20 protein-coding genes and 1 pseudogene are annotated in these 23,663 nt (G+C 51.5%); 4 read left to right on the top strand and 17 right to left on the bottom strand.

The genetic code is table 11. The annotated features are described in order from the left end of the window. Positions 1-20: 20 nt before the first annotated feature. The 13 genes and pseudogenes from E5161_RS14490 to E5161_RS14430 all read right to left on the bottom strand — a co-directional run bounded on the left by E5161_RS14490 (position 21) and on the right by E5161_RS14430 (position 15,680). Positions 21-230, bottom strand: coding sequence for a Flp1 family type IVb pilin (locus E5161_RS14490; protein ID WP_246042269.1), 210 nt, complete (start codon positions 228-230; stop codon positions 21-23). 17 nt (positions 231-247) lie between these two features. Then, on the bottom strand, positions 248-1,096 hold the full coding sequence (locus tag E5161_RS14485; protein WP_169306702.1) for a type II secretion system F family protein: 849 nt from the start codon (positions 1,094-1,096) through the stop codon (positions 248-250). Between the two features lie 5 nt (positions 1,097-1,101). Next, positions 1,102-1,845: a type II secretion system F family protein gene (locus tag E5161_RS14480; protein ID WP_136778550.1), complete on the bottom strand. Its 744-nt coding sequence runs from the start codon at positions 1,843-1,845 to the stop codon at positions 1,102-1,104. Continuing rightward, complete coding sequence (locus E5161_RS14475) at positions 1,842-3,080, bottom strand: TadA family conjugal transfer-associated ATPase (RefSeq protein ID WP_136778549.1); 1,239 nt, start codon at positions 3,078-3,080, stop codon at positions 1,842-1,844. The genes E5161_RS14480 and E5161_RS14475 overlap by 4 nt, the downstream gene beginning before the upstream one ends. After that, entirely contained in the window at positions 3,055-4,275 is a 1,221-nt protein-coding gene (locus tag E5161_RS14470; RefSeq protein WP_136778548.1) for a P-loop NTPase family protein, read from the bottom strand. The genes E5161_RS14475 and E5161_RS14470 overlap by 26 nt, the downstream gene beginning before the upstream one ends. Positions 4,276-4,312: 37 nt before the next feature. Then, positions 4,313-5,074, bottom strand: coding sequence for an alpha/beta hydrolase (locus E5161_RS14465; RefSeq protein ID WP_136778547.1), 762 nt, complete (start codon positions 5,072-5,074; stop codon positions 4,313-4,315). 151 nt (positions 5,075-5,225) lie between these two features. Beyond that, positions 5,226-7,433, bottom strand: coding sequence for a glycerophosphodiester phosphodiesterase family protein (locus E5161_RS14460; RefSeq protein WP_246042267.1), 2,208 nt, complete (start codon positions 7,431-7,433; stop codon positions 5,226-5,228). A gap of 140 nt (positions 7,434-7,573) precedes the next feature. Further along, complete coding sequence (locus E5161_RS14455) at positions 7,574-7,759, bottom strand: hypothetical protein (RefSeq protein WP_136778546.1); 186 nt, start codon at positions 7,757-7,759, stop codon at positions 7,574-7,576. Between the two features lie 71 nt (positions 7,760-7,830). After that, positions 7,831-8,505 (bottom strand): methionine ABC transporter permease, encoded by a 675-nt coding sequence (locus E5161_RS14450; protein ID WP_136778545.1) that lies wholly within the window; start codon positions 8,503-8,505, stop codon positions 7,831-7,833. Further along, positions 8,495-9,523: a methionine ABC transporter ATP-binding protein gene (locus tag E5161_RS14445; protein ID WP_136778544.1), complete on the bottom strand. Its 1,029-nt coding sequence runs from the start codon at positions 9,521-9,523 to the stop codon at positions 8,495-8,497. The genes E5161_RS14450 and E5161_RS14445 overlap by 11 nt, the downstream gene beginning before the upstream one ends. Positions 9,524-9,600: 77 nt before the next feature. After that, positions 9,601-10,464: a MetQ/NlpA family ABC transporter substrate-binding protein gene (locus E5161_RS14440; protein WP_136778543.1), complete on the bottom strand. Its 864-nt coding sequence runs from the start codon at positions 10,462-10,464 to the stop codon at positions 9,601-9,603. Between the two features lie 1,088 nt (positions 10,465-11,552). Continuing rightward, positions 11,553-13,724, bottom strand: a pseudogene (locus E5161_RS14435) (heavy metal translocating P-type ATPase); the annotation flags it as partial. Positions 13,725-13,916: 192 nt separating this feature from the next. Continuing rightward, entirely contained in the window at positions 13,917-15,680 is a 1,764-nt protein-coding gene (locus tag E5161_RS14430) for an ABC transporter ATP-binding protein (RefSeq protein WP_136778541.1), read from the bottom strand. Positions 15,681-16,201: 521 nt separating this feature from the next. Between E5161_RS14430 and E5161_RS14420 the strand changes: the two genes are divergently transcribed. Together E5161_RS14420 and E5161_RS14415 are read left to right on the top strand one after the other, a co-directional pair. Then, the gene (locus E5161_RS14420; protein ID WP_136778539.1) at positions 16,202-17,788 is read left to right on the top strand and encodes a S8 family serine peptidase; all 1,587 of its coding nucleotides are present in this window, start codon (positions 16,202-16,204) and stop codon (positions 17,786-17,788) included. 216 nt (positions 17,789-18,004) lie between these two features. Further along, positions 18,005-18,409: a CBS domain-containing protein gene (locus E5161_RS14415; RefSeq protein WP_136778538.1), complete on the top strand. Its 405-nt coding sequence runs from the start codon at positions 18,005-18,007 to the stop codon at positions 18,407-18,409. A 67-nt stretch (positions 18,410-18,476) separates the two neighbouring features. Here the strand turns inward: E5161_RS14415 and E5161_RS14410 are convergent, their stop codons facing one another. Both E5161_RS14410 and E5161_RS14405 read right to left on the bottom strand, forming a co-directional pair. After that, the gene (locus tag E5161_RS14410; RefSeq protein WP_136778537.1) at positions 18,477-19,142 is read right to left on the bottom strand and encodes an oxidoreductase; all 666 of its coding nucleotides are present in this window, start codon (positions 19,140-19,142) and stop codon (positions 18,477-18,479) included. A gap of 108 nt (positions 19,143-19,250) precedes the next feature. Continuing rightward, the gene (locus E5161_RS14405; protein ID WP_136778536.1) at positions 19,251-19,556 is read right to left on the bottom strand and encodes a DivIVA domain-containing protein; all 306 of its coding nucleotides are present in this window, start codon (positions 19,554-19,556) and stop codon (positions 19,251-19,253) included. Between the two features lie 163 nt (positions 19,557-19,719). Here E5161_RS14405 and E5161_RS14400 point away from each other — a divergent pair, with 163 nt between their 5' ends. Together E5161_RS14400 and E5161_RS14395 are read left to right on the top strand one after the other, a co-directional pair. Beyond that, the gene (locus E5161_RS14400; RefSeq protein WP_136778535.1) at positions 19,720-20,187 is read left to right on the top strand and encodes a hypothetical protein; all 468 of its coding nucleotides are present in this window, start codon (positions 19,720-19,722) and stop codon (positions 20,185-20,187) included. Positions 20,188-20,253: 66 nt separating this feature from the next. After that, entirely contained in the window at positions 20,254-20,883 is a 630-nt protein-coding gene (locus E5161_RS14395) for a LysE family translocator (RefSeq protein WP_136778534.1), read from the top strand. A gap of 264 nt (positions 20,884-21,147) precedes the next feature. Here E5161_RS14395 and E5161_RS14390 read toward each other — a convergent pair whose 3' ends face one another. Both E5161_RS14390 and E5161_RS14385 read right to left on the bottom strand, forming a co-directional pair. Further along, positions 21,148-22,869, bottom strand: a complete 1,722-nt coding sequence (locus tag E5161_RS14390) for a glycoside hydrolase family 3 N-terminal domain-containing protein (RefSeq protein WP_169306701.1) — start codon at positions 22,867-22,869, stop codon at positions 21,148-21,150. 245 nt (positions 22,870-23,114) lie between these two features. After that, positions 23,115-23,663 (bottom strand): glycoside hydrolase family 3 N-terminal domain-containing protein (locus tag E5161_RS14385; protein WP_281279882.1); only part of this gene is annotated, 549 nt, incomplete at its 5' end.

Raw genomic sequence — 23,663 nt, 5'->3', positions numbered from 1 at the left:
GGTCTTCTCCTCGCTTTCGGTCACTCGAAAATGGTGCCGGCTTTACCTTCAGCTTGATCCATCAAACCTCGTAAAAAATCCATAATCCAATCCTTAAACAGAATGGCGACCAAAATGAGAACGGCCGCGATGAGCACGATCTCGAGCGTTCCGATCCCTTCTTCATCCGACCACAAGTTCGTAAACTTGCGCAGCCCGCGCATTCCGACGGCTTGCATTTGTTCAAGCATTTTCATCCCTCCCGGAGTTATGACATCATCATGACGGTAGGCGCAGCCACAAGCGACACAATGATTAGAAACACGATCGCAAGCGGGAACGCCAGCCTCGATGAAGCTTGTTCGCCAAGGGTCCTGGCGGCGCTTTTTCTTTTCTCCCACATTTGACGCGTCAAATCCCGCAGGACGGGAACGAATTCTTCACCGCCCCGTTTGGCGTTCATCAGCAATAGCGTGGCGAACAGCTTCACTTCCGGAACCGCACACCGCCGACCGAACTGTTCCATGGCGAGATGCATGCTCTCTCCCCGCTGCATGGCGGCTAACGCGGCGCGAAGCTCTTCATATAAAATGCACCTTCCCCTTGGCAGCTGCGCCTCTACGATCCGATGAAGCGCGCGTCGTACGTTTTCGCCGGCGTTTACCATAACGAGCAGTCTGCTCAGGAGGATAGGCAGTTCCAGCAAGATCGCCTCTTTACGTTGTGTCAATTCACGTTGCAGTTCTTTCGCGCGCAGAAAGGGTATACAACTTGCAATGACCGTACCGAAGAGTGCGGCCGTCAGATTTCCCGAAACGAAAGCAAGCATCCAGCATAAGAACAAACCGCCGTAAGCCATCGCCACTCCCTCTGCCGTCCAGCGCATAAGTCTTTCCGGCGGACACTCGCCTCCTTCCAGAATCACCAGTGCGATTCTTGGGCGATGCAGCAATGGCAGCAGCCGGTCATAAACCCCTCGCCATCTCAGCAGCTCCGCGATCGGATCGTGCCATGCGAAACCAGCCCGGGACCGTTTTCCACCCTTCCTCCGAAATGAACGAAGCCCAAAGCACGCATATACCGACAACAGAAAGAAGCACAAAATTCCGCAGCCCATTGCCGTTACACCTCGATATCCATAGTGCGTACCATCCACCAGCAGCAGGCCGCCAACGACAAGAGGCAAACGGCCAGCACGATCCATCCGAATCCTTGGTGCAGAGGAGCCATGTAATCCGGTGCGAAAAAGCCGAGAAAGCCGATAAAAGCAAACGGCATGGCCATCATGATGCGGGATTCGAACCGTTTTTGCGACAGCAGCACCGATACTTCCATTTCCACCTCCAACGTTTCCGCAATGATTTGGGAGGTTCTTCGGACAATCTCGACCAAGTCTCCGCCGGCGCGCTTCGAAATACTGAACGCTTCGGCGAAATTACGGACTTCTTCCAAATCCGACCGCGCGGCAAAATCCGTCAGCAACGACTCCAGCGGTTCCCCGTTTCGCATCCGGTTCGTCAGGATACGAACCTCGTGAAGCAAGTCGGTTCGCGCCTCGCCGAGGAGCATTACAAGTTCTCCCTCCAGGGAATAAAAAGCGTTCTCGACCGAACGGCCGGCGGACAGCAGGGAGGAGAGCACTTGCAGCATCTCTTTGAATTGCATTCTGAGTTTGGTCTTCCGCATACGGCACCGTCTGTCGCGATAAAATCGAGGATAGAGCCAACCCGCGGGAGCGCAAGCCAGCGCGGCCACCGAATGCCGGCACAATATCCACATCCCGGCGGCGCTGATTATACAGCCGAAGCATAAGGCCCATACATACTGCCGGCGAGTCAAGATATAGCGGCTGTAATCGGTGGTCACGCCGATTCCTCCGCGAATCCTGCAAACAGGAGCTTTCGGATATCCTGGAGTGACTCTACGGCCGTAAGCCTGCCGATCACTTTGCCGTTACTCTCCGATTGTTCTTCAAAACGGAATAGTGTACGGAGTTCGACTTCTCCCGCCATCCAGCCGGTAACTTCGCAAATTTCAGTCACTTTCCGGCTTCCGTCGCGGAAACGGCTCACGTGGACGATGCAATCAATCGCGGAGGCGATTTGCTTCCGCACCACCTGCAACGGCAAATCGGAGCCGCTGAGGACCATCGTCTCCAAGCGGGAGATCATGTCTCTCGGACTGTTGGCATGCCCGGTAGACAAGCTGCCTTCATGCCCGGTATTCATGGCCTGCAGCATGTCCAATGCTTCCGGTCCCCGGACTTCCCCGACGATGATCCGGTTCGGCCTCATCCGAAGAGAGGCGCGAATCAAGTCTCGTATTTCGATGCGGCCTTTGCCTTCGCTGTTCGCGTTTCGCGTTTCCATAGAGACGTGGTTCTCGACTCCCCGGATTTGCAGTTCCGCCGCATCCTCGATCGTGATAATCCGTTCCGATGCCGGAATCCAGTCCGAGAGCGCATTGAGAAATGTCGTCTTACCCGAACCTGTGCCTCCGCTGATGAAAATGTTGTATTTCGCCATCACCAGCCGCTTCAGCCATTGCGCCGCTTCCTCCGTTAAGGCGCCCAGCCCGACGAGCTCTTTCATGCCAAGCCGATTTTGAGGGAACCGGCGAATGGTGACACAGGGCCCTTTCAAAGCCACCGGCGGAAGCACGACGTGAAGCCTGGAGCCGTCCGGCAGCCTGGCGTCCACGATCGGCGAAGCTTCATTCACCATCCGATTTACGCGGCCCACCATGCTTTGGATCAAATCTTCCAATCTCTCCGGAGACTCAAACGCTATGCCGGAAAGCTGCATCTCCCCCCGCCGTTCGATATATATCTCATCATGGCGGTTGATCATGATTTCGGTAATCTCCGGATCATCCAGCAGCGGCTGCAAAGCGTCCAGGCCGCGGAATGAATGGAACAGCCGCTCCACCGCCGCTTTGCGTTCGGACGCCATCATTCTCCTGGACCTTTCCCGGTGGAATAGCTCCGCTTCGATCAATCGCCTGAGCTCCTCGTCCGGTACGGAAGCGTCCCAGGCCAGCCGGGATCGAACAGCCTCCCGCAGTTCGGCCAGCTCCTCACCGGACAGTCCCCAAGCTTCCATTCGTCATGTCCTCCTTCCGTCCCGATCCCCAGCCGCATGCGTCCAACAGACCATCCAACGCACCGCTGAAGGCTGCGGCACCGAGCATGCTCCCCGGCCGGCTCATTCCTTTCCATTGAGAAATGTAGGGCAGCACTGCGGCCGGCGCGGCCGGCAAATTCCAACGGTTAGACGGCGCACCTAGCCCCTTGTTCCGCACAAATGAAATCCGGCCGGACCAATCGGCGATGTTCTGCCTCCAATAAGCAAGAAGCCGCTCGGTCTTCTCCATGCACTGCCAGTCATCCGTCACCAGCCATACAATCCGGTCGCTCAGCGCGAGCAGCCTCCCGTGCCATTCGCCGATGCCGCTGTCCGGATCCGCGATGATCAGGTCGTATTTCCCCGTGCTTCTAATCTCGTTGATCAGCCGTTCCAGCAGCTCGGCGGACATGGCGACGCGCTCTCCGGGATATTCAGGCGCCTCGATGAAGTCGCTGCGCAGCGCCGGCTGGTGTCTGACACATTGCGGCAGCCGCTCCGCGAAGCAGTCCGGTTCCGTCTGAAGGTAATAAAGCAATCTCGACAAACTGTCCGGCTCGCCGATGCCGAACAACCGGGAAGTCGCGTTTAACAACTCCAAGTTCATATAGAAGGTTCGATATCCTCTTTCCCCAGCTTGGCGAACGAGATTTAAAGCGGTGGTCGTCTTGCCGGCACCCCCTGCGGCCGAAAACACCGTTGCCAGCTGGCAGCCGCGGTTCACCGGTCTCACCATTTCGGATAACAGTGCGCGCAACCTCGACGTCAAAGACGGCAGCGGCTGAAACATGCAGATTTCCGGCCATGCATTCTCCGCCAGCCCCGCTTCCTCCACCAAGGCAGCCACGCATGCCACACCCGCCAATTGTCCATCCAGTTGGCGAAGGAGCGACGGCGCGCCGATCAGCAGATCGACCTTGGCCTCCTCCTGCAATCGCAATCGGAGAGCGGCTTCATGGGTGAATGCAGACGTCTCCCATTCTGGTTCGGTTTCCCGCATGAATTCGGCGATTCTCGCGGCATAGTCGCGATTCGGCAGCGCCAGCACGATTTTGCGAGTCATCGCATCCCCACCTTCCGCTCCGCGGAAAAACAAAAAAACCGCAAACCCCGGCTCATTCGCCGTGATTTGCGGTGCTTCCGCTTTCCCATGGAAATCTTGTATCGAGATCATACCATGATCTTCCAAACTCGTCAACGCCGTCACCGCTCTACTTTTTCCGAAGCGGCAGCCACTCCAGCACCCGCTGGATATGCGTGTCCCAATAAGCCCAATCGTGCCCTCCGGGCGCTTCCTCATAGACCAAATCCAAGCCCAGCTCGCGGGCATGATCCCGAAAGCCCAAATTCATTTCGTACAGAAAATCTTCCGTCCCGCAGCTCTGGAACAGCTTCGGTATCTCGCCGCCGCTGGCCGCCAGCCTCTCCGCCACATGCAACAAGTCGTCATCCGATCCGCGCAGCTCTTCTACACTTCCGAAAATACGCCGATTTTCCGCATTCCAGAAATCATCGTCCGGCCCCCAGCGAGTTACCATATCCAGCGCTCCCGAGAGGCTCGCACCCGCGGCATACATGTCCGGACGCCGCATGGCCAGCTTGAACGCCCCATATCCACCCATCGACAACCCCGCTGCGAAATTGTCCTCTCGTTCCGTCGACAGCGGGAACCACGCACGCGCCAGCGCCGGTACTTCCTCACTGATGAATTTCCAGTAGGGGAAACCGTCTTTCATGTCCGTGTAAAAGCTCCGATGCCCGTTCGGCATGACGACCGCGATTCCATATTCTTCGGCATAGCGCTCGATGGATGTCCGGCGAAGCCAAATCGTATGATCGTCCGACAAACCGTGGAGCAAGTACATCGTCGGAAATCCATCCGCTCCCGCTTGTCCATTGTTCGGCAAGATCACGGTCATTCCCGTCGATAACCCCAACACGTTCGAAAAATAATCACATTGGAAAAGTGCCATGTCCGTCCTCCTCACCTGATTCCATCACCATTTTATCGTAACCGATGAAGGAAGCTGCCTGCAACGCGCGTCACCTGAACGAAGGGGATAACGGCAACCGGATCCATACAAAAACGGCTGCCGCGGCAGCCGTTCATTAGTTGATTTTACATTATTCAAGCGGGAATGTTTGACTGAAGTGTACCTTCCCGGATTCGTCGCGAATCTCCACGGTGAACTTCTTGTGTTCCGGATCGATCCGGCATGCCCCAAAGTTAAAGAACCCGCCTTCGGCGTACAGCCGCTCAGGTCCGAACGTGGGATCCAGCTTGCCGGGCATTCCTCTTCCCGCGCCGATCGGACCGCTGACAAGCTCACGATAATCGGCTATTCCGTCGCCGCTCGGATCATATTGGATCACTTCCGCAAAATGGGTGTCCGTAGTCACGAACACGACGTTTTTGATTTCCTTTTGCACAATAAAATCGGAGATTTTGCGGAATTCCGTTTCAAAACCGGTAAGGTCTCCGGCTTCCCCGTTGGCCCATCCGTCCCTTGCGCCTGCTTTGCCTGTTGGGATCGAGATCGGCACCGATGTGGCCACCAGCTTCACGGCGGCATCCGAATGCTCCAGCTGATCGAAAAGCCAGTTCAGCTGCTCCTCACCCAGCATCGTTTTATCCGGTCCGTCCGGAGCCGCGTTCGGAGCGCGGTAGCCGCGATTGTTCAGAATGATCAGATCCATCGTGTTGCCCCAGGAATAGGCATGATACAGCTTGTCCATTGAGCTCCGTTCCGCGGAAACCGGCCAGTAATCTTTGAAGGCCTGAAGTCCAAATGGAGTCAGCGGCTCGAAAGGTCCGGAAAAATCGTTAATCACTTCATGATCGTCCCAAATGGCATAGGTGCTTGTCTTCTGAAGCAGGCTGCGAAGCCCGGCATCCGTACGGTTTTCCTTATACTTGGCCCAGAAGTCTGGTACACTGTCGGAAGGCGGATTGGGAACCGACGGCGTTTGATTGTCGGCGTAGATCGTGTCGCCGCTAAAGAGGAAGAAATCCGGATTCAAAGCCGCCATGGCTTGAAACGCCTTGAAGGGCGGAATCTCGCCTTGTCCGCCTGTGTCCCCGCCCCATACGAAGGTCAACGGCTTCTGGCTGCCTTTCTTCGGCGCGGTATGGAACGATCCACTCACGGTATACTGCCCGGGTAAAGCTTTCGCACGGTAGTAATACGTCGTATCCGCACTCAGGCCGTCCACCTTCACTTGAACCGTGTAATCGCGTTCCGCCGCGGCACGCTCATTTTTTCGAACCGTAGGTGCCGTGAAGGACGGGTCTTTCGAAATCTCGAACTGAATATCCGATTCCTTGTTTGCCCTTGCCCAAAGCACAGCCGAAGAATCCGTCACATCTCCGCTGGCCGTGCCATGAGAGATGTACGGCTTTTTTAACAATTCGGCCATGAGATCGGAATTGTTGGTGAACATGCCGTCAACGCCCAAAGAGAGCAGGGACACCATTTCATCCTGCGTATTTACCGTGTAGGGATGCACGATCAATCCGTTGCGATGGGCGGCATCGATCAATTTCGGCACCAGCACGCTTTTCGTAGGACCGACGCCTGTAGCATACTCCGAAATGCGCTTGAATTCGGCGTACACATCTTTATCCTTCAGCATGGCTGCCGAATAAAGCTGAACACGCGGAAGCTCGGGCGCCAACGTCTTCAGCTTGCGAAGGCTTTCCTCGCTGAACGATTGAAGGATGACGTCACCGTTGTCGATCAAGTCGTAACGGCTCAATGCTGCAATCAATTTTTCTTCCATGCCGGGGTATACATCCGGCGCTTTCGTTTCAATGTAGAGCCCGACTTTGCCTTTCTGCGCTTGCTTCACGAATTCGATCGCTTCTTCCAGCGTGGGCACTAGGAGACCCGCGTAGTGTTTGTCGGCTGCCTCGGGATAAGCCTCGTTAAACCAGGAACCGGCATCGAGTCGGCGGATTTCCTCCAAGGTAAAATCTTTGACGGCCCAAGGAGAACGGTCCGGATACACCTGCTGGGCATTCGTCGTTCTGTTCAACGTTTCATCGTGCAGCACCACAAGCCGGCCGTCTTTCGTCATCTGCAAGTCAAACTCCACGTAATCCGCTTTCATCTGAATAGCCTGCCGATAGGCCTCCAACGTGTGCTCGGGCGCATATGCCGAAGCTCCGCGATGGGCGACGACGGAGACATTCCCGACGATCGGCTTCAAACTGGACTGATTCTCCGCTGCGGCTGCGGCTAAGGCTTTCGGAGAAGCCGAAACCTGAAGCATAGACGGCGACGACAAGACGAGAGCTGAAGACATGGCGAGCACGATCCAACGTTTTTTCACATCAATTCACTCCTTTTTTGTATGGTACAATTTCACTCTATTGGTTATTTGTACGAGCATTTTCAACTTGGTGATAAGTTTAAGTAAATTCCGGTGCAACACAAAAAACCCTTGCGCAATCGCGCAAGGGTTCAGGTCGGTTATACGCAGTTCTGATTCAAAGGCTCTTGTTCGCGGCCTTCGTTCAAATCGTCCTCCATGAGGTTGACGGGCGTCGTTTCTTTCGCATTTTCCAAGGTGTCGTTCACGAACGCCATATCTTGATTCTCGGCGTTCATATTCGCCGTGCCGGTATAGTTACCGCGATGCTTCCTGTTCTCCACCATATGCCTGATCGCTCCTTTGCGCATTCAGGCATAGAATTTGCCAAATCGCCCGGGATTATCCGGAGCGCGAATTAGCGTTTGCGCAAACGTTTGGCGATCCAGGTGCCCAGCGACTGCACCAGCTGAACGGCAAGCACGAGGAGGATAACGCAAGTAACCATGACCTCCGGTTTCCATCTCTGGTAACCATAGCGGATCGCGACGTCACCGAGTCCGCCGGCACCGACGACGCCCGCCATCGCGGATGCGCCGATGAGTCCGATCGTGCCGATCGTAAGGCCCAGAATGAGCGCCGGTCTTGCTTCCTTGAGCAGTACCCGCGTAATGATTTGTGTCCGGGTGGCGCCCATCGCCTGGAACGCTTCGATAACCCCGCGGTCCACTTCCAGCAGTGCCGACTCCATCAGCCGTGCAATGTAAGGCGCCGTGTACACCACGAGCGGAACGATGGCGCCTTTAATGCCGATGGAGGTCCCCACGATCCATTTGGTAATCGGAATAATCGCCACCATCAAAATAATGAACGGCAAGGAACGCAAAATGTTGATGATGACGTTCAGTACCTGGTAGACGACCACATTCGGCAAAATATGATCCCGCCGCGTCACGACCAGGACAACGCCGAAAAACAATCCAATAACCGTCGAGATCGCGAGCGCGTAGCCGACCATGATCCCGGTTTCTCTCAGCGCCTGCCCATACAAATCGCCGAACTCGCCAAAGTGATCGAAATATTTAGCCAGCATGCGGTATCACCTCGATCCGGAGCTCCCGCTCTTCCAAGTATGCCATCCCGGCTTTGATCGCCTCGTCCGAACCGGTCACCTGAATAATCAGCGTGCCGAACGTGGTGTCTTTGATTTGCGTGATATTCCCGTAAAGGATGCTGGGATGCAGCGAGAACTTCGTGACCAGCTCCGCCAAAACCGGTTCCCCGACATGGTCTCCGATAAAGGAGATACGGAAAATTTTGCCCGGATCCTGTTGGCTCTCCAGCTTCTTAAGAAGCGGCTCCGGCAAATTCACGTCAAAGATGCTCTTGATGAAGTTGCGCGTGATCGGCTTTTGCGGGTTGGAGAAAATGTCGAGCACCTTGCCCTGTTCCACCACTTCGCCGTTTTCCATTACCGCAACGCGGTCGCAAATTTTCTTGATAACGTGCATCTCGTGCGTGATGAGCACGATCGTGATGTTGAGCTTCTTGTTGATTTCCAGCAGCAAATCCAGAATGGAGTCCGTCGTCTGCGGGTCCAGCGCCGAAGTCGCTTCGTCGCAGAGCAGAATTTCCGGGTCGCTAGCCAAAGCCCGCGCAATCGCGACGCGCTGCTTTTGCCCGCCGGAAAGCTGCGCAGGATAGACGCTCTCCTTCTCTTGCAAGCCGACCAAGTTCAGCAGCTCGCGCACTTTGCGGACGATTTCTTTCTTCGGAGTATTCACGAGATACAGAGGAGTCGCAATATTATCGAAAACGGTGTCCGAGGACAGAAGGTTGAAGTTCTGAAAAATCATCCCGATCCGTCTGCGTGTCGCTCTCAGCTGCGCCCCGTTCAAGCCGGCCAAATTGACGCCGTTGATGCTGACCGTGCCTTCGGTCGGCCTCTCCAAAAAATTGATGCAGCGGATCAGTGTGCTTTTACCCGCTCCGCTGAAGCCGATGACGCCGAAAATTTCACCCTTGTTCACCTGCAGAGTGGCATTTTTCACAGCTTCGATTTTTTTGTTGCCTTGATAAAAGGTTTTGGAGACATTGTCCAAACGGATCACATCGTTCACCTTCTTCTCTAAATAGAACGACAGGCCTCCCCTTATCGAAGAGACCTGCGCTTGGGATGATCGGATGATTACCAGGCCGGAACCATGGAATCAGCGTAATTATCTGTAACGTATTTCTTCACTTCTTCGGATTGGTACGCCTTCACCAGTTTTTGGAACACCGGCTTGTCCTGTTCGCCTTCGCGGACGGCAATGATGTTCACCCACGGGGAGTCTTTAGGCTCGCGATAGATGGCGTCCTTGCTTGGGATCAAACCGTTGTCTACTGCGAAGTTCGTGTTGATGACCGCTGCGGTGAGATCCGGCAAAGCTTTCGGAATAAAGGCGGCGTCCAGTTCTTTGAACTTCAGTTTCTTCGGATTTTCCGCGATATCGCGTACGGTAGCCGTGATGCCTACGCCGTCTTTCAATTTTATCAGACCTGCGCTCTGGAACAAAATCAGCGCCCTCGCCCCGTTCGTCGGGTCGTTCGGCAGACCGAGCTCGTCGCCGTCTTTCAGCTCGCTCAAGTCTTTGATTTTTTTGGAATACACGCCGATCGGATAGTTGATTGTATCGGCGAGCTTCACGATATGCGTGCCGTTGTTTTTGTTAAACTCGTCCAAGTAAGGCGTGTGCTGGAACGCGTTCGCGTCGAGCTGGCCGTCTTCCAGCGCTTTATTCGGTTGAACGTAGTCGTTGAATACGACCAGTTCCAAATCCAGTCCGTCTTTGGCTGCGACTTCTTTCGCCACTTTCCAGATGCTTTCTTCTACGCCGGCCATAACGCCGATTTTGAGTTTCTCCGGTTCAGCGGATGCGCTGGCGCTCGGAGATGCGGAAGTCGATGCCGCCGGAGAAGCGGAGCTGCCGCTGTTGTTCGATTTGCCGCAGCCTGCTGCGGTGAGAGCAAATACGACTGCGAGCAAAAGCAATAATGATTTCTTTTTCATGCTGTACCCCTCTGCCATGAAGTATTTTACTCTGCCGGAATAGTTTACTATACCCGATCAGATTAGTATGAATTACACTATAGGGCTTCTGTCCCTCTTCGTCAAGATAAAAAAGTCGAAAAATATCGAACGTTTAGTTACGGATAAATAAAACAGCAGAGCCGCCCGACGGACAGCTCTCACTTGTCTTATTCGACCTGAACGACGAACGGTACCGTAAACACTTTTCCGTTTCGTTGGAATTGAGCCCACACTTTATAAATCCCCGGATCCGGGAACTGGGTGGCGAACTTCGCATCCGGCCCTTTGGCTGTCTCGTCGATCGGGTGTACGTGCAAGTACTGCTCGGTATTCTTACTTAGCACGACCACGTGTCCCACAGCCCCCAAGTATGGCTGCAAATCGGTGATCGGTTCTTTCGTCGCCGCATCCGTCAACTTGTAACTCAACTCAAAGTCCTTTCCGGCTTGCGGGTGATCGTTCTCCAGCGTCACTTCCACGCCTTCCACGATCTTGGTGTGAGACTTATCCGGCGTGAGCGGCACAGGGTCGGCTGGCGCGCCGTCGATCGTAATCCACTTCATTTTCGTGGTTTTGCTTCCCCCGGACGGCACATAATCGGCGATCAGCTTGTATTCGCCGCCGGAAGGGAAGTTGTTCGTGACGACGAATTCCCCTTGGCCCTTATACTCGGGATGGATATGGTTGAAATAAGACATATCTTTGCTGACTACGATCAAGTGCATCAATTTCTCATGCGAAATGTCAAACTTATCGATCGGTTTTCCGTTCTCATCCTGAATTTGAATGCGGATTTCGGTATCCTCGCCTTTGACCGCATTCTCCGTGGACCAGAACACCTCGGTTTTGACGGCTTGGTCGCCGCTGTCGGCTCCATGAGCATCGGAAGCCCCATGTCCATGTGTCATTTGTTCCTGACGGACAGGCGCACCTTGTTCCGCTTTAGGCGCAGCGTCCTGCCGGCCGAACCCGTAACCCGCAAAGAAAGACATGGCGACAAACACCAGAATCAAAATAAACTGCAGCTTTCCACTCATCTGATTGCCTCGCTCCTCCGGCTTTCGATCCACATTTTGCAATCTGAGGGCATTGAGCACGACGGACACGGAGCTCAGTGCCATTGCGGCTCCCGCGAGCCACGGTTCCAGGTACCCCAGCGCCGCGACCGGAATGCCGATCACATTGTACGCAAGAGCCCAAAACAAATTTTGCTTGATGTTGACCATCGTTTTCTTGCTCATCGATATCGCATCGGGGGTGCTGTTCAGGTCTCCGCGCATCAGCGTGACATCCGCGGCTTCCATGGCCACATCCGTACCCGTTCCGATCGCCATTCCGATATCCGCCGTAGCCAGTGCCGGCGCATCGTTAATGCCGTCTCCGACCATGGCCACTGTTTTTCCGGACGCTTGCAGCCTCTTCACTTCGTTCGCTTTGCCGTCCGGAAGCACCTCCGCCAGAACATGATCGATCCCGACGCGGCTTCCGATTGCTTGCGCCGTACGTTCATTGTCGCCGGTCATCATGACGACCTCGAGTCCGAGATTCTTCATGCGGGCAACCGCTTGAGCGGAGGTTTCCTTAACCGTATCCGCTACGGCGATCATGCCCGCAAATCGGCCGTCAACGGCGGTCAGCATAACGGTCTTACCCTGGGACTCCAGCTCGGACATTGTCTCGAAGGCATGATCGACCTTCACGCTGTATTCGGCCATCAATTTCTTGGTTCCGATCATAATGCCTTTGCCTTCGACGACCGCCATGATGCCGTAGCCCGGTATCGCTTGGAAAGACTCCGTATCTGCCAGCGTAATTCCTTTGCTTCGAATACCGGTTACAATGGCTTCCGCTAACGGATGCTCGGAGTTTTTTTCCGCCGCGCCGATCCACGACAACAGCTGCTTTTCCTCGAAATCATTTTCCACGCGCACATCGGTCAATTCCGGCTTCCCTTTGGTCACCGTACCGGTTTTGTCCAATACGACTGTGTTGACCCGATGGGTATTCTCCAGGTGCTCTCCGCCCTTGAACAAAATACCCAGCTCGGCCGCACGTCCGGAACCCGCCATGATCGAAGTCGGCGTCGCCAGCCCTAATGCGCAGGGGCATGCGATCACGAGAACCGCGATTGCTTTCTCTAGTGCGGCCGCCAAGTCTCCCGGTTCTGCAGCAAAGTACCAGATCAGGAAGGTAAGCACCGCAATGCCCACCACAATAGGAACGAAGATCCCCGAGATGACATCTGCTATCCGTTGAATCGGAGCCTTCGAGCCTTGCGCTTCTTCCACAACCTTGATGATTTGCGAGAGCGCGGTTTCTTTCCCTACTTTGGTCGCCTTGACCTTTAACACGCCGTTTTTGTTTAAAGTGGCGCCGATCACCGGATCGTCGGCACGTTTCTCTACCGGAATGCTTTCACCGGTCAGCATCGATTCATCGACAGCCGAGACGCCGTCAATCACGATTCCGTCAACCGGCACTTTCTCGCCCGGCTTGACCAGAAAAATATCGCCGGCGACGACTTCTTCTACCGGGACGTTCATTTGTTGGCCGTCGCGAATCACGGTTGCCGTCTTCGCCTGCAAGCCCATGAGCGATTTGATCGCCTCGGAGGAACGCCCTTTGGCCAACGCTTCGAACAGCTTGCCGAGCAAGATCAGCGTAATGAGCACCGAACTGGTCTCATAATACAAAGCCGAAGGGACTTCCCAAATGGTGACATAGAGGCTGTAAAAATACGCCGCCGAAGTCCCAAGGGCCACGAGCACGTCCATATTCGCACTGCCGTTGCGGAGCGCCTTGTAGGCTCCCACGTAAAATCTGGCTCCGATGATGAACTGAACCGGTGTGGCCAGATAGAACTGGAACCACGGCTCCATGAAACGATCCGGAACCCAAATCCACGATGTAAAGGAAAAATGCCCGACCATCGCCCACAACAGAGGCACCGTCAGCAGAGCTGAGATGATCAGCATCGCCTGTTGTCTGCGAATTTCTTTCCGACGGTGGTCTCCCTGCTGTTTCGCTTCGGTTTTCGATTTTGCTTTATAACCCAGCTGCTCCACTTTTTTGATCATGTCGGCGGTGGAGACGACGGACGGGTTATATTCCACGTGAGCGGTCTCAAGCGCTAAATTAACCGTCGCTTTGACGCCTTCGAGCTTGTTCAGCCCTTTCTCGATCCGGGTGGCGCAAGCTGCGCACGTCATGCCCATAATATCGAAATCGACCGCTCCCTTAACCGCCTGGTTTGATTCGGATGTTGGAGACTGACTCATGGGATCACCTTCTCGTCAGGTACTTCGTGTCACGAAACCACGTCGTTACCTTCATGTACAATCGATTGTGATGTCATCATAATATACCCCCAGGGGGTATGTCAACTGCATGATGGAGCCCCGTCTCGTCCCATGCACATCTTACTTCCCGTATCAGCTTGCACGGCTAACCTCGTAAGTTATACTTCCAGCACGCTGCCTGGAGAACAGTTCCTGGTAATATCCGTTTTGTTTCAGCAATTCGTTGTGACTTCCTTGCTCGATGATTTCCCCGCTTTTGATGACGAAAATTTTGTCCGCATGCACGACCGTAGAAAGCCGATGGGCAATCATGACGACTGTTTTCTCTTTGCCGATCTGTTGAATGGATTCTTGCACCAGCTTTTCGCTTTCGTTATCGAGAGCGCTCGTGGCCTCGTCCAGGATGATGAGCGAAGGATTTTTCAAAAATACTCTCGCCAGAGCCACCCGTTGCTTTTGACCGCCTGAAAGTTTGATGCCTCTCTCTCCGATTTCCGTGTCATATCCGATCGGAAGCTGCGAGATAAAATCGTGCGCGAATGCTTTCTTGGCCGCGGCGATGATTTCTTCATCCGTCGCATCCAGCTTCGCCATTCGGATGTTGTCCTTGATCGATGAGCTGTAAAGGAAGTTGTCCTGCGTCACGATTCCCATATGATTCCGCAGACTGGACAAGGAGTAGTCCTTGATGTTCACGTCATCGATCAGGACGGAACCTTGCGTCGCATCATACATCCGCATCAAAAGTTGAAGAATCGTGCTTTTGCCCCCTCCGCTTTCTCCTACGAACGCATAGGTTTTTCCCTTTTCGAGTGTAACTGAAAGTTTCTTGATCACCGAATCACTGTCGCTGTAAGCAAAGGAAACACGATCGAACCGGATCGATTTTGACAACGATTTTAACTCCACTGCATCTGCTTTATCTTGAATTTCTGCCTGAATCCTCAGGAAATCAAATATCCGCTGAAGCGCGACGCTTCCTTCGGTAACAGCCGGAAATGCCTGCACCAGCGCGGTAACCGGGCTTCTCATTTTATCCACATAGGCGAAAAAGGCGATCAAACTTCCGAGCGTCAGGCTGTCATGGATGACGAACAGGCTTCCGGTCAACACAACGATGAATGGAGTGATGTCGCTCAAGACATTGACGCAGGACAACGTGACGGCGTTGAGCTTCGCTTGTTTGTCCGTCAGCTGCTCGTATTGCTCCAAGTGCCGGTCCAACTCCTGTTTGTCGCGCTGCTCGGAGGCAAACAGCTTGGAAATGAACGCGCCTTGAATTTTTTCAAATACAAAACCGCTGAGCACCGAACGGTATTTCATCATGGCCGCGGTAGATTTTTTGAACTTCTTGGATAACAAATGGGCCAGTAGAAACTGGAAACCGACCAGCAAAACGGCAAGCAGCGTCAGCTTCAAATTCAAGGTGGCCATCACACCCACAACGAACACCAGCACGATCGTTTCAATCCAGATGTTCGAGAAAACCGCGGTCATGTAGCCTCTTGCCTTCTCGATATCGTCGAAGAATCGGGTTCCGATTTCTCCGCTCTTATGGTCTGCGAAATATTTGGCATCCAGAGTGTGGATTTTGGCAAACACGTCTTTACGCAGGTTTTTAATAATATTGTTGTTGGCTTTATGCAGGCAATATTGCCGGACGTATTCCATCGGAGCCCGGATCACGAGGAAAACTGCCGCCATCACGAGGGCAAGGTAGAGCAGCTGCCCCATTTTTTCCGAACTGGAAAAAGCCCCGTTTTGAAGCAAATCGTCGAAAATATATTTCATCACAAGGGGAACGGCAAGCGGGATGAGGAAACGAAACAAACTGCCAACGAACCCTAAAATATAGAGCTTCATTTCATTTTTTACATACGGCAAAAATGTTCTCATGGTCAGGGTACCTCCTGCTTTCTAAGACCTAAGAGAACAATAAATGAAACATGAGCCCCTCAACGCGCAAATAAACGGCATCGACGCGCAAAAAAAGGGCATTTACACGCAAAAAATTGCGGTTGCCCGCAATTTTCATGTGTTGTATGCAACTTGAACGATTTGCGTTAGTTAGATCTCTCATTTCGATGATACGATCGCCCGCATCGGGTAGAATTCCGTGTTCATTAACCCTGCCTGGATAGCAGGATCATCCTGGATAAAGCCACGAACTTGCTCCTCACTATCAGCTTCCACAATTCCCAAGCCATAGAAGCCGCCGGGGGCCATTACGGGACCCCGGCGAAGTTGAACTACTTAATCCCATAAATTAGTTCAAGAGTACCTCTCTTTTTCGATATTTTTTCCCATGGGAATTAGAGGAATAGTTGATATAAACTCTCTTTAATCCTTTTATTTCTCCGTCGCACCGTCAGCAAGGACAAATCAATTATTCAGAGTGCCGAAGGGAGACATGTCATTTGAAAAAGAAAGCGTTTTTATCCAAGGTATCAGGTTCCGTATTAGCCCTCCTCCTGCTCACTTGCAATCTCGTAACTGCAGCACCGGCTGAAAAACACTCCTACCTTGTAGGACTGATGCCCGGCGCTTCTTCCAAAGCCTTATCGGCTCCCGGTATCGAGATGAAGGAACAATGGGACAATCTCGGCGCCATGCGAATTGAGGCATCGGCCAATGCGGCTCAAGGTTTGGCGCACAATCCCAATGTTTCCTACGTTGAAGAGGACCGGGTCGTTCATGCAACGAGCGCCACTGGGACGAGTTACACAGATGGCGATCTCACATGGGGCTTGCAAGCGGTCAACGCCCAACAAGCATGGAATCTGGGGGCATCTGGACAAACGATCAAAGTCTGCGTTCTCGATACCGGTATCGATTATAACCACCCGGAATTTAACCGCAACGGCACATCAGTCATTAAAGCAAGCAAAAACTTCGTGAAAGACAAGCATCGGGACGCAACCGACGGATACGGACACGGCACGCACGTGGCGGGAACAATCGTCGGCCAGACCGCGAACAGCGGCAGCCGCATCGGCGCAGCACCGAATGTCGATTTGTTTGTCGCCAGAGTGCTGGGTGATGACGGCAGCGGCGCAACAAGCGGTATTATCAACGGATTGAACTGGTGTCAGCAAAATGGTGCCAAAATCGCCAGCCTCTCGTTGGGAAGCAGCCAAGGCTCCAAGACAGAACAAAAGGCGTTCGATCAGGCTTATCAGAACGGAATGCTCAGCATCGCGGCGAGCGGCAACGACAGCGGACCGATCGGATACCCCGCCAAATATAGTTCTGTGGTAGCAGTAGGTGCAGTGGACAGTAACTTCAATCTTGCCTCGTTCTCCAATTATGGAGCGGAGCAGGAAGTGGTGGCACCGGGAGTAGGTACACTGTCCAGCGTACCACGAGGCAAAGGCAAGAAAACTTCGGCATCGGAAAATGGCACTGTTTATAGCAGCCACGAATTGGAATATTCCGGTTTGGGCAATGTGTCAGGTCCCCTGGTCGATTGCGGATTAGCCGACTCGACTACATCCTGCGCGAACAAGCCTGCGAGCGGCGCATGGATTGCATTGATCAACCGCGGAAGTATCGCCTTCAGCGATAAGATTTTGAATGTCACGGCTCAAGGCGCATCGGCAGCCATCATAACCAATAATGACTCTGTCAACGCAGACGATCCGGGCAGCTTCACCTTGGGCAGCGCAGGAAATTGGATTCCTGCGATTTCCGTCTCCTACAACGGCGGAGTTTCAATCCGGGCGGGCGGACTTGGTTCGGCGAACGTTACCGTTTCCGCTTGGGATTACAGCTACTTTGAAGGAACCTCCATGGCGACACCGCATGTCTCGGCAGTAGCCGCACTTGCCTGGTCCGCCAACCCTAAGCTGACCAACGTGGACATCCGCTCCATCCTGAAAAAATCGGCCAAAGACTTGGGCACGGCCGGATGGGATTCCAGCTTTGGATACGGCATCGTTCAGGCGGACGCCGCGGTTAAGCTGGCGAATCCGAACATAGCTGTAAAGACGGCCAAAGCAAATTAATCGGACAAGAGCTCATATGTTGCGGGACTTGCCTGCCCTGCTCACATGAGCTCTTTTTTCATGCCCAGTTTGATTCTCAACTTATATAGAAGCCAAGAAGTTAAGATCGATTCATTGGCTTTATGAGAAGAAACCTTGGCCTGTTCTTTCCGGAACGCATTGCCATATGCGCCCCGCGGTGAAATGTGCTTTAATATAGCAAAGGAGCGTGATTCAGTGGACATTAAATCGTTTCTTTATCCCAAGAACGAGGTCTCTTACCTCACGACATCCTCCAATATGAAAGAAGCCTTAGACCAATTGGAGGCGTGCCACTATAGTGCAATTCCGATCTTGGACGAAAATGGCGCATATTTCGGAACGCTTGCCGAGGGAGACTTGTTATGGAAGATGAAGGCAACACCCGGCCTCAGCTTCGAAAACATGCACGAAATTCCCATCGTATCCATCAAAAAACGACTGAAAATCGAATGCGTCGCCATCGGCGCCGATTTGGACGATATGCTGGCGCTGGCAGCCGATCAGAACTTCGTTCCGGTTGTTGACGAAAATCGCATCTTCCTCGGGATTATTCGACGCAAAGACATAATCGAATACTATACCCGAAACATAATGGATTAGTTGGAAAGACCCGATCATGCCGGAAGATGATCGGGTCTTTCTTTTGTCGGGCGACGAAGAGCTCACATCAACTACGTCCCATTCGTTCAATCTCGTCGGACAAATAAATGCGGGTTCCTTTATCCGGTAGCTGTGCGGCATGATACATAGCCCTTGCAACAACAACCCCCTCTATCGCACGGTATTTCCTTAGCCCGCCAACCAAGAGAAAGGATAGCCGGGGGACCAGGAACGCGGCAACACGTTCTCCTAGCCGGAATTCATCGCGATCGCCGAGCAGTAAAGAAGGCCGGAAAAGATGTAGGGAGGGCAACTCCAGCCTGCGAAGGTCACGTTCCAAGCTGCCCTTCATCCGGGAATACCAGATCGCTGATTCCGGATTGGCATTCATAGAACTGACCACAAGGAACCGTTGAACACCCTTGCTTTTGGCCAGACGTGCGGCTTCCAGGGGATACTCATAATCGATCCGGTTCATGGCTTCCCGGGTTCTCGCTTTTTTAATCGTTGTTCCAAGGCAGCTGAAGACGTCCTCTACCTGAAACTGATCGACATCATCATTCAGCGCATCAAAGTTGACGATAACTTCATTGAGTTTATCGTGCCGGATCCCGAGCGGCCGGCGCACCAGTGCTTTAACCCGTTCATATTCCGGGGCATCCAGAAGTATTTGCAGAAGAGCTCCTCCAACCAGTCCGCTGGCTCCCATAATCAGAGCAGTTTTATGTTGCATATGTACTTCCTCCGATCTGCACATCAGAACATGCCACTCTCAGTTCTCTTCCATCGCGATCATAAGCGAATCAACGCCGCCACGAAAAAAAGCCTTCCTTAAAACTTATTATCGGTTGTTTTGAAAAAAGTGCTCGATCTTTCTCAATCGCACATGCAAACGCTCAACGGAAATTTCATCTTTGCTCGAAATCGCTTCGCGGAGCGCCTCGATTTCAAGTTGCATTTCATCCAGCATTTTATAAAATCGTTCGTAATCTTTAACAACTTGATCCAAAAACGCATCAACCTGATCGGCGTCGTAACGTCGTGACCATATTCTCCCCTTGTCGAAATCTTGTTGATGGACATCGAGCGCGGTAAAGGAGATACCTTCTTGTTGCAACAATTGCTCAAGCTTTGGACTAAAAGACATGATTACACCTCCGGTGGAATAAAACCGACCTTAACTACATTAGAGACGAATAAATGCATCAAATGTTCCAAAAAGCCATTGCCCCGAACCTCCACCAACTCTAAACATTGAAACTGAATTGCGTATGGAATATAGTGGAATTGCCAGCGAGGAGGAAAATTATATGGAAATACGCTTTAAGAAAAGCTTTGTATTAGCCGGCGTTATTATTCTCTTATTTGTTCTATGGTTCAGTTGGATGTCTATTTCATCCCACAAAACTGCGAAAATGGAGGATAAAATGCAATCGTTATTAGCATCAGGATTGCAGATCGCCGCGATGGATTCACCAAGAGTTAAAGTAAACAATGACGGTGGATTTTACGGTCCTGACTTAAATAATTCACATGCCATTCAAAATGTATACCCACGTGTTTATGCTTCCATTTTAGAAGGTCTGCAAGATTCAGCAAGTCCGTTTTGTAAGGTAGAAAACCTAAGAATGGAAACTGATTATATATCCAAACTAACTGCATATAGCACTGTACGATTTGTGGTATTCCTAGGTGTGACAAAAACGATTTCTGTAACCGCGTCAATCAAAGCACCTAGGTATAAAGAGATCACCGGACTTGCTGAGGTCGGCGGATAACAATGTCGCAATAACGCGTAATAAATTAACATTTAAATACATATTATCATCAAAAGGAGAAAAACTATGCTGGGCATTGAGCATTATGAACTGTTTTTGTTATCCGGAGTTCTGTTAAATCTGACGCCGGGCACGGACACGCTTTACATCCTTAGCCGGACAGTTGCGCAAGGAAAAAGCGAAGGCTTGATGTCCGCTGCCGGCATCAATTGCGGGGCGCTCATTCATACCTTGTTCGCGGCATTTGGATTGTCCGTTGTATTGATGCAGTCGGCGCTCGCGTTCAACTTAGTCAAATGGATCGGTGCGGCCTATCTGATCTACATGGGCATCAAATCGATCCGGACACGCAGCAATCCTTTTGAACTACAGCATATGGGACAGGCAAAAAAACATAAGCTGTTCTTTCAAGGAATGCTTACCAACGTATTGAATCCCAAAGTGGCTTTGTTTTTCTTAGCATTCATGCCGCAATTCATCGATCCCGAGCACACTTCGGGCGCTTTGCCATTCATTATCTTGGGGCTTACGTTCATTGTGACGGGAAGTATCTGGAATATCATCCTGGTTCTATGTTCGAGTTGGATGACACGCCGTTTGAGAAGCAGCGTGAATTTCTCCAAATACCTCAACAAGCTCACCGGTGTCATTTTTGTCGGCCTGGGCATCAAGTTGCTCCGCACTTCACGGAGTTAATTATCTAGTTGGTCTAGCAATAAAATATGCCGAACGAATGCCGATTTCGAAAGAGTATTTAGCTCAATGATCTAGCCTTGGTAATATGGTACGGTTCTCCGTAACGGGTCTATCGGCGAAATAAATGGCGGCCCTGCGGCCGCCGAAAGTGATCCTTAATTTTATTCAGTTCTTTACCGGACGTAACATGATACGTTCACTTTCCATCTGACTATGCTTAACCATTAAAAAATTAATATTACTCACTCTTTGCACTCTCCACTTTTACTTTAATCCATTTATAATTTTTTCAATATCGTTGTTTAGTGATGCGATGTTTGGATAGCCGATTCGCTTGTCAGAAAGCTTGTATTTTTGTTTAAGCTTCATAATCCGATAAACCGAATCATCAATTCGCTGTTCAGAAATCGTTCCTTTTACAACGGCTTGTTTTAATGCATGGAAGGCATTTATTTGCTCATCTTTATGAAAAGAAATCATCACAACATCCGCCCCCGCTTCAACCGATTTAACGGCAGCAGTTTGAATGTCGTAGCGTTTAGCAATCGCCCCCATGGTCATATCATCCGTCATGATCACACCTTTAAAATTTAATTGATCTCTTAACATGTTCGTCATAATCGTGCTTGACATGGATGCAGGGTATTTGGTCTCTAGCCCCTTTACAAGTTCATGCGTAACCATAACCACATCCGCATCGTTCTTAATCGCATTTTTATAAGGAAGCCAGTCGTTTTTTTCTAATTGATTGCGTCCATATTCAACAGTCGGCAAGTCTTGGTGAGCATCAACGCTAACGCTCCCATAACCCGGAAAATGTTTAACGACAGGGATGACATTCTGGGAACGGATGCCCTTCATTGCAGCTACGCCTAAACGACTGACCAGATTGGGATCCGTGCCAAAAGACCGCTTGCCAATAGCAGAAGCAGAGGGATCTTTGATGACATCAAGAACAGGGGCATAATCCATGTTGAAGCCTAGATCGCGAACGGCTTCGCCAAGTGTTTCCCCGACATTGTATGAAAAATCACTGTCATCTTTTTTCCCAACCGCAAAAGCAGAAGGCATTTTCAATATTGGACTCGGCATGCGATCTACAATTCCCCCTTCTTCATCAACACTCATAAAAAGAGGAAGCGGGTTTTTAGCGCTTTGATTCATTGCTTTGAGTTGATTGGTAAAATCAACGGTTTGATTTGCGGTTTTGATATTACTGCCGTAGAAAATGATGCCGCCCGCATGTAAGTTATTGATCATCTCCTTTGCATCGCTTCCAGCTGTGGTTCCATTGACACCAACCATAAGCATCTGGCCAATTTTTTCATCTAAGGTCATGTTATATAATTGAGCTGCAAGAGAATGGTCGGCAATTTCCGGGTCGTAAACGGAAATATGGTCAACGGATGAATTTGAATTTTCATTCGTTGGTTTGTTGATGATCCATTTTAATTCTTTTCCATTCTTAAGCGAATAAACGAGAATTTGCTGATGTACAGCATGATCATCATAAGATGAGACTTTATTTGGTTTTCCCATTGCTTTTTCAATGTCGTTTAAGGTAAGTTTCTTTAAATCGCTGCTATAATCACGCACATCAAATATAGGGGAATGACGATAATAACCGAATGTTGTTTTGTTATTATCATAAGTTGCGTATAGACCCACTTTTGTATCACTTACGTTATTTGGTTTTCCCCATTTATGTGTAATGTCATTGATATCTGTTTCACCAAGTGTAAAAGGTTCGTTAGGCGTTTGACCGTTTTGAGCAGCTGTTACAATTTCATTGATGTAAGAATCGATATTAGGTTGCGGACTGTAGTTTTGAGCTTCAGGCGGAGTGCTTTGAGCTTGGGGTGGAGTGCTTTGAGCTTGGGACGGCGTACTTTGTTCGGGTTGAGCATTGGAAAAACATCCTGAAGTAAACAAAGTCAATGATGAAATCAATAATACAAACACACAATTTTTTAGAAAACGTGTCAACCGAATCATCTCCTGTAGTCTAGACTCACTCTTGTTGCAGGATTTCCCAATTGTGCACAGTTATACTGCCGTTAGTTCATTCAGGGGCACAACTGAATTTCCTTAAACAACTTTAGTTCGGTATTCCATCGGACTAAGGTTGTTTAATTTCGCTTGGAATCTGTCATGAAGTGCTTCTTCCGGCTCAAATGATTGCAGATAAATGCAATCTGAATGCCAGGTGGAAACCCGACCGCTTCCGTTAATCAACCAACGGCTTTGCGCCAGCTTCTGATCTCGGCGTTCAGGTCCTTGATTTTAGGTACGGCGAGCGCACGATCGGACAATCCGTACTTGCGCTTCAAGGTGAGAATTCGCGTGACGCTCTCATCGATCCGGGATTCCGGAATGCGACCGGATTTGACGCTGGCAAGCAGCGCTTGTTCGATTTTTTTAACGGTTTCATATCCGAAGGACACAAGGATGATGTCGCTGCCCGCCTCAACCGAACGGACGGAAGCATCCTCGATGTCGTAGTTTTTCGCGATGGCGCCCATCGCCATCGAATCGGTAATGACGACTCCGCGGAAGCCCAATTTGCCACGCAGTTGTTGACCGATGATTACTTTGGAGAAAGAGGCGGGGGCGTCCGGATCGATTTTCGGAAACAATATATGCGCGACCATGACGCTATCCGCGCCGGCATCGATCGCTGCCTTGAACGGAACCCACTCCATCTTCGACAGCTCGGCAGCCGTTTTGTTGACAACCGGCAAGTTCAGGTGGGAATCGACCGAGGTGTCGCCATGCCCCGG

The sequence above is a fragment of the Cohnella pontilimi genome, from assembly GCF_005049045.1.
GTDB classification, from domain to species: Bacteria; Bacillota; Bacilli; order Paenibacillales; family Paenibacillaceae; genus Cohnella; species Cohnella pontilimi.
The sequence above is the reverse complement of the archived record's forward strand: the minus strand, read 5'-3'. Positions and strand labels throughout refer to the sequence as shown.